At 59.6% G+C, this 6,736-nt stretch carries 8 protein-coding genes; all 8 read left to right on the plus strand.

Annotated elements, in window-relative coordinates:
- The first annotated feature begins 68 nt into the window (after positions 1-68).
- Positions 69-521, plus strand: a complete 453-nt coding sequence (locus VH599_02735) for an OsmC family peroxiredoxin (GenBank protein ID HEY7347209.1) — start codon at positions 69-71, stop codon at positions 519-521.
- A 44-nt stretch (positions 522-565) separates the two neighbouring features.
- Positions 566-1,111, plus strand: a complete 546-nt coding sequence (locus VH599_02740; protein HEY7347210.1) for an inorganic diphosphatase — start codon at positions 566-568, stop codon at positions 1,109-1,111.
- 26 nt (positions 1,112-1,137) lie between these two features.
- Positions 1,138-1,731 carry a Fur family transcriptional regulator gene (locus VH599_02745; GenBank protein HEY7347211.1) on the plus strand — a complete coding sequence of 198 codons (594 nt, stop codon included), beginning with the start codon at positions 1,138-1,140 and terminating at the stop codon, positions 1,729-1,731.
- Between the two features lie 273 nt (positions 1,732-2,004).
- Complete coding sequence (locus VH599_02750) at positions 2,005-3,045, plus strand: polyprenyl synthetase family protein (GenBank protein HEY7347212.1); 1,041 nt, start codon at positions 2,005-2,007, stop codon at positions 3,043-3,045.
- A 74-nt stretch (positions 3,046-3,119) separates the two neighbouring features.
- Positions 3,120-4,112 (plus strand): adenosyl-hopene transferase HpnH, encoded by a 993-nt coding sequence (hpnH, locus tag VH599_02755; protein ID HEY7347213.1) that lies wholly within the window; start codon positions 3,120-3,122, stop codon positions 4,110-4,112.
- 18 nt (positions 4,113-4,130) lie between these two features.
- Positions 4,131-4,934, plus strand: coding sequence for a hypothetical protein (locus VH599_02760; GenBank protein ID HEY7347214.1), 804 nt, complete (start codon positions 4,131-4,133; stop codon positions 4,932-4,934).
- Positions 4,931-5,932 carry a hopanoid-associated sugar epimerase gene (gene hpnA / locus VH599_02765; GenBank protein HEY7347215.1) on the plus strand — a complete coding sequence of 334 codons (1,002 nt, stop codon included), beginning with the start codon at positions 4,931-4,933 and terminating at the stop codon, positions 5,930-5,932. Before VH599_02760 ends, hpnA begins: the two co-directional genes overlap by 4 nt.
- A gap of 138 nt (positions 5,933-6,070) precedes the next feature.
- Positions 6,071-6,736 (plus strand): hypothetical protein (locus tag VH599_02770; protein ID HEY7347216.1); only part of this gene is annotated, 666 nt, incomplete at its 3' end.

Genomic DNA, 6,736 nt, shown 5'->3' on the forward strand with positions numbered 1-6,736 from the left:
AATCTCTGCACATGGGTACAATATATAGTTGGATAATCATCTAGCAGATAGCAGAAAGGAACCAAGCAATGGCAGCAGAACGACGGGCCGAAGTCATCTGGCAAGGAAATCTGACACAGGGCAATGGCAAGCTCACAGTAGGCAGCGGCGCGTTTGGCGAGCAGTCCATCACCTGGGCCTCGCGCATCGAGCGCCCCGATGGCAAAACCAGCCCCGAAGAATTGATCGCCGCCGCGCACGCCGGGTGCTACGCGATGGCGCTCTCCCACACTTTGAACCAGGGCGGCACGCCCCCGGAGCAGTTGATCGTCAACGCAGTCTGCACACTGGACCAGGGCAAGATCACCACCATGAAGCTCGATGTGCAGGGCAGCGTACCGGGCCTGGACGCAGCAGCCTTCAAGCAGGCCGCGCAGAAAGCCGAGCAAAGTTGTCCAGTCTCCAATGCCCTGCGCAATAATGTTCAGATTCAACTCAACGCCCGCCTGACACAGCAGCCGCAGGCAACGGGCAGCTGTTAAGCTGAAGGGGTACGATGGGTCTGCCCCTTATAAGGGAGCGCGCTATGGCTGAACAGGAATACCTGCGCGGAAGCCGCCAGGAGGGCTGGGTCGAAGCCACCATTGAGATTCCGCGTGGCAGCCGCAACAAATACGAGTACGACCACCAGCGCGGCATCCTCCGCCTGGATCGCGTGCTGTACTCCTCGGTCCATTACCCAACCGATTACGGCTTCCTCGCGGGTACTCTCTCCGGCGACGGCGACCCCTTAGACGTTCTTGTCGTCGTAGATGAACCGACCTTTCCTGGCTGCCACGTGCGCGCCCGACCCATCGGCACCCTCATTATGACCGATGAAAAAGGGATTGACGAAAAAATCCTCGCTGTGCCGCTGGACGATCCCCGCTATAGCGCCATCCACGACTTATCGGACCTGCCCGCGCACTGGCCGCGCGAAATCTCGGCCTTTTTCCGCACTTACAAAGAACTCCAGGGCGTGCAGACAGATGTACGCGATTGGTTCCACGCTGAAGAAGCCTGGCGCATCATCGAAGAGTGTCAGCATCGCTTCGAGCAACAGTCCATAAGTCCCCAGCCGAAAGAGGGATAGCGCGCGGCCCAAAGATATGCAACAATATGCAAGAGCAACGTTTGCTACATCGTGAAGCAGCGTTGCCAGCCCCAGGAGAGCGGATCTTTGGGCCATCCACCAATAAGGACTATCCCATGCCAGCACAGCACCCATCAGAAACCAGGCATACCTGGCAGAACATGCTAGGGCAGCTTGAGGCGCGCGGCTATCGCCTCACCCCGCAGCGCCAGCTCATCCTTGAAGCACTCTTCGCCTGCGCCGGTCAATCACCAGAGATGCCAGCAGCCTCAGCAGAGCATCCACAGCCGACGCGCCACGTCACCGCCGAAGAGATTCACGCCTATATTCGGGAACGCTTCCCGCAGATCAACCTCTCAACCGTTCATCGCACCCTGGAACTGCTCGAAGAACTGGGGCTGGTGACACACGCGCATTTTGCCGACCATATCGCCCGCTATCACCCCGTTGACCTCGGCCAGCATCACCACCTGCTCTGCCGCGCTTGCGGCAGCATCTGGCAAATGGAGGATGAGATTATTCATCCACTCAACCAGCTTTTACAAGATCGCTACGGTTTCGAGGCCGACCTCAATCACCTGGCTATTTTTGGGCTTTGCCAGGCGTGCCGCGAACCCTAGCACCCCTTCCCGCACGATTCCGTCTCTGCCGCCGATCTGGAGCGATCCAGTCGGCGGCAGGCTTTTCCCCATATAATGCCCGCAGTACACGCAAAACCCACGCCTCCAACCAGCGAACAATCAGGGCATAGAGTTTGCAAGGAAGATCAAGCGCCTCACGGGGGTAGCAAGCAAAACTTCGTGAACGGCGCTTACTCTCGCTTGTGTTTGGTCCACGAATTGCATGCCTGGCAAGAAGTCGGGCGTGCGTGGTTGTCAATGGGAGCAATGCTGATGAAGACTCTGGAACTCCCAGCGGTTTTGGATCGCTATCGAACGGTCATCGAACAGAACGTGCAGCGGCTGCTGGAAAGCAAGCCAGACGGCCTCTATGACATGTTGCGCTATCATTTCGGCTGGATGGATGCTGACGGACACCCGTCTCCCCACGCACTTGGCAAAGCGGTACGGCCCACGCTTTGCCTGCTGGCTTGCGAGGCTGTTGGCGGAAAATGGGAACGCGCGCTTCCAGCAGCAGCGGCGCTGGAACTCATCCATAACTTCTCGCTCATTCATGACGATATTCAAGATGGCGACCACCAGCGCCACCATCGCCCAACCGTCTGGGCCGTTTGGGGCCAGGCACAGGCCATCAACGCCGGGGACGCCGCCTTCGCCCTCAGCGGAGTCGCCATCGAGCAGCTGCGCGAGTACGGCTATTCGGCTGAAATGTCCCTGATCGTCTGGCAGATGCTCAACACTGCCACGCTGCGGCTGGTGGAGGGGCAGTATCTTGACCTCGCCTTCGAGCGCCACGCCGACATCACCGTTGATGAATACCTGGCAATGATCGCTCGCAAGACCGGCGCGCTCATCGAAGCAGCGGCTCATGTCGGCGCATTGCTTGGCGGCGCCGACAAAACGCTGATCGATCACCTGCGCTGGTATGCGCGCGCGTTGGGGCTGGCCTTCCAGATCGGTGATGATCTGCTGGGCATCTGGGGACAGGTTGCCGAAACCGGCAAACCCGTAGCCGCTGATCTGCGCCGCCGCAAGAAGTCGCTGCCTATTGTCTATGCGATGCAGCATGGCAGCCCTGAAGAGAAAGCCTTGTTGACAGAACTCTACGCCAGGGATCAACAGACGCTCGATGATGCTGAAGTAGCGTGCGCTCTGAACATCCTGGAGCGCGTGCGGGCGCAAGAGCGCACCCAGGACTTGCTGGCCGACTATTGCGCCAGGGCCATGCTCCAACTGGAGCGTGCGCGCTTGCCCGCCTGGGCGCGCACCGAATTTGCTACCATCGCGCGTTTCCTGGCCGAACGACGCGCATAAAGCGCCGTACTTGTACACCCTATACTGAAACACGGTTCCACGCTGGAAAGGACAAAGGGTTCATGTCCAGGCCAATGAGCTTGAACCTTACAGTTGCCAAATACCTGCTCAAGAAGAAACTGCTCCGCGCAGACAAATTTCCGTTCACCCTCATGCTAGAGCCGTTGGAACTCTGCAACCTGGAATGTGTCGGCTGCGGGCGCATCCGCGAATACGCGCCCCTCTTCCATAAGAAACTTTCGGTGCGGGAGTGTCTGGACGTGGCCGAAGAGGCCGATTGTCCCATCGTCTCCATCCCCGGCGGTGAGCCGCTGATTCACCCGGACATAGACAAGATCGTTGATGGGCTGATCAAGCAGGGCCGCTATATCTATCTCTGCACCAATGGTCTGCTTATGGAACGAGGCATGAAAAGAATCCCCGCGCACAAGCAGTTCTCTTTTGTCGTCCACCTCGACGGCATGCGCGACCTGCACGATTGGTCGGTCAATCGCCCAGGCGTCTGGGACAAAGCCGTCAAGAATATGCGCCTGGCACGCGAACGCGGCTATCGCGTCTGCACCAACACCACTATTTACAAGGACAGCAAACCCGAAAACATCATCGAGCTGCTGCGCTTCCTGACCGACGACATCAAGGTTGAGGGCTGCATCATCTCACCGGCCTATGACTATCAGGCCGTCACTAACAACGTCTTTCTCCCCCGCGAGCAGGCCACGAAAGTTTTCAAGCAGGTCTATGACCAGGTGGGCAGCGTCAACTGGTACAACAACCCGCTCTATCTCTCGTTCCTGCGTGGCGAGCGAGACTATCGCTGCACCGCCTGGAGTACCCCAACCTACACTGTCGCCGGTTGGCGCTCACCTTGCTATCTGCTGGCCGATAAGCATACCGCCAGCTTCAACGAGCTCCTCGAAACCACCGACTGGGAGAAATATGGTACAGGCCGCGACCCACGCTGCGCCAACTGCATGGTTCACTGCGGCTACGAGGCTTCGACCATTCTGGACGCAATCAGCCATCCCTCACAGATGGCCGCGCTGGTGAAGGGCATGGCGCCCATCTGATGGCGCTGGAGGAGCAGCATGATTATCGCGCTGGCGGCGCTTGAAGGCGAACTAGCCGGAATCCGACGCCACATGAAGATTGCTCACACATGCAGCATTGGTGAGGCGTTGATTGAAGAGGGCTATCTCGCCGGGCAGGAATGTCTCCTCGTGCAGAGCGGCATGGGCAGGCAGCGCGCCGAATACGCGCTGCAATCTGTCTTACAGCGCTACAAGCCCACTGCCGTCCTCTCGCTGGGCTTTTGCGGCGCGCTCGCGGCAAAGCTGCGGGCTGGCGATCTGGTCGTCTGCTCGCAGCTACTGGCGCTGCTGACCATGCCCTCGCCGCTGCGTCCAGCCCCTTCAGTTGGCATGCTGAACTGCGAGAATCATCTGGTGAAGCGAGCGTTGCATATTGATGTGCCGCGAACAGGGGGCTTGACCCGATTTCTGATGCTGCGCCGACGCGCCCGGCCTGTTGGGGGAGGCTGCCTGACTGTGCCGAGTATCGCCAGCCATCGCCAGGTAAAAGAATGGCTCAGTTGGAACTTCACCGGCGCTGTCGTAGATATGGAAAGCTACTGGCTCGGCTCCCTGGCGCAAGAGGCTGGCGTGCCGTTCCTGGCGGTGCGCGCTGTCACCGACCCACTCACCGAATCGCTGCCGCCGCTGGACGGCCTGGTGGATGCCTTTGGACGGACGAAGAAACGCGCCATGAGCCGCTATCTTCTGGCGCATCCTCTCGTCACCGGCGAACTGGCGCGGCTCGGCCTCCATACCCGTCGAGCGCAGAAAAGTTTGACCAGCTTTGTCGTGAGTTTCCTCAAGGATTGTGAACCATGACCCGCGTGCTGGTGACGGGAGCAACCGGATTTATTGGCTCACACGTTGCCCGCCAACTGTTGGCGGCAGGCTACGAAGTGCGCGCGCTGGTACGGCCAGCATCGCCTCATACAATAATTCGCCGCAACCAGCTTGATCCACGCTGCGAGGCGTGCATGGGCGACCTGCGCGACTCCGAAAGCCTGCGCCGGGCGCTCGCAGACTGCGAAATGTTGGTACATGTGGCCGCCGATTATCGCCTCTGGACGCCTGATCAGCAGACTACCTACGCCACCAACCTGATTGGTACGCGCACCCTACTCTTCGAAGCCTTGCGCCAGGGTTTGCAACGAGTAGTTTATACGAGCAGCGTCGCCGCCTGTGGTATCCCACCGGATGGAACACCTGGCAATGAAGAAACGCCGGTAGATCGCCATCATCTGGCCGGAGCCTATAAGCGCACAAAATATCTAGCCGAGCGCGAGGCGCTAAGCCTGGCGGGTGATGGCTTGCCCCTGGTCGTCGTCAACCCTTCAACGCCAGTGGGGCCAGGCGATGTCAGGCCCACGCCAACCGGGCGCATCATCATTGATTTTCTGCGTGGGCGCATGCCCGCTTACGTCAATACCGGACTGAATCTCATTGCCGTTGAGGATTGCGCCAGAGGGCATGTGCTGGCATTACAAAAGGGGCGTGTCGGCGAGCGTTATATCCTGGGTCATCGCAACCTGTCGCTCCAGGCAATATTCGGCATCCTGGCAAAGCTGGCAGATCGTCCGCCGCCGCGCTACAAAGCGCCGCGCTGGCTGGCCTATGCAGCCGCCTATGCCGACGAATTCATCGAGGGCCGCCTGATGCGCCGCGCGCCAGGCATTCCCATCAATGGAGTGCGTATGTCGGCGCGTCACATGTATTTCGACGCCAGTAAAGCGGTACGCGAACTTGGCCTGCCGCAAACGCCAGTCGAAGACGCACTGGCGCGAGCCGTTGCCTGGTTTCGCGCTGAAGGTTACGGCTAAAGGCAGCCTTTAGCTGTACCACCGCTTGCTCGGCAGCCATCTGTAGCGCCGCCGTCCCTGTCGGCGGATCGTTTGGCGATGAGACGGCGGCGCGCGGGCAGCGTCGGCGAACAGCACAAGCAAACAAAGGAGAAGTATATGGCCCTCGAACAACAGGAGCAGGTAGACGTTCGATCACAAAGGGACCAGCCGATCAGTGACAGACAAGAAGCCGTCAGAACAGCTATCGCGCGCACGCAAGCGTATCTCCTGCGCACACAGGCCCCCGAAGGCTGGTGGTGGGGAGAACTCGAATCGAACGTGACCATCACCGCCGAATATCTCTTTCTCACCCACTTCCTGGGCGCTGCCAACCCCGCGCCTTCAATGGCGGGCGCGCCCGCGCGCTGGACAAAGATCGCCGCGTACATGCGCGATCAGCAGAGGGCTGACGGCACGTGGGGCATCTATTATGAAGCGCCTGGCGACCTCAGCACGACCATCGAAGCCTATTTTGCTCTGAAACTGGCTGGAGTCTCGCCCGACGAGTCCTGCATGCAGCAGGCGCGTGCATTCATCCTCTCCAAAGGCGGCATACCCAGCGCGCGCATCTTTACCAAAATCTGGCTGGCGCTGCTGGGCCAATATGACTGGCGCGGCCTGCCAACCATGCCGCCAGAACTGATCTTTTTGCCGCTCTGGTTCCCTGGCAATATCTATGATTTTGCGTGCTGGGCGCGGGGCACCATTGTCCCCATGCTCATTCTGCTTACCGAGCGCCCAGTACACCCAGTCCCGCCAGAAGCAGATGTCAGCGAGCTTTTC

The sequence above is a fragment of the Ktedonobacterales bacterium genome, assembly GCA_036557285.1.
Classification (GTDB): Bacteria; Chloroflexota; Ktedonobacteria; order Ktedonobacterales; family DATBGS01; genus DATBHW01.

Excerpts from the sequence above, each read along its gene's own strand:
- VH599_02735 (HEY7347209.1), top strand. The coding sequence starts at position 69 with ATGGCAGCAGAACGACGGGCCGAAGTCATCTGGCAAGGAAATCTGACA.
- VH599_02745 (HEY7347211.1), top strand. The coding sequence starts at position 1,138 with ATGCAAGAGCAACGTTTGCTACATCGTGAAGCAGCGTTGCCAGCCCCA.
- VH599_02760 (HEY7347214.1), top strand. The coding sequence starts at position 4,131 with ATGATTATCGCGCTGGCGGCGCTTGAAGGCGAACTAGCCGGAATCCGA.
- hpnA (HEY7347215.1), top strand. The coding sequence starts at position 4,931 with ATGACCCGCGTGCTGGTGACGGGAGCAACCGGATTTATTGGCTCACAC.
- VH599_02740 (HEY7347210.1), top strand. The coding sequence starts at position 566 with ATGGCTGAACAGGAATACCTGCGCGGAAGCCGCCAGGAGGGCTGGGTC.
- VH599_02750 (HEY7347212.1), top strand. The coding sequence starts at position 2,005 with ATGAAGACTCTGGAACTCCCAGCGGTTTTGGATCGCTATCGAACGGTC.
- hpnH (HEY7347213.1), top strand. The coding sequence starts at position 3,120 with ATGAGCTTGAACCTTACAGTTGCCAAATACCTGCTCAAGAAGAAACTG.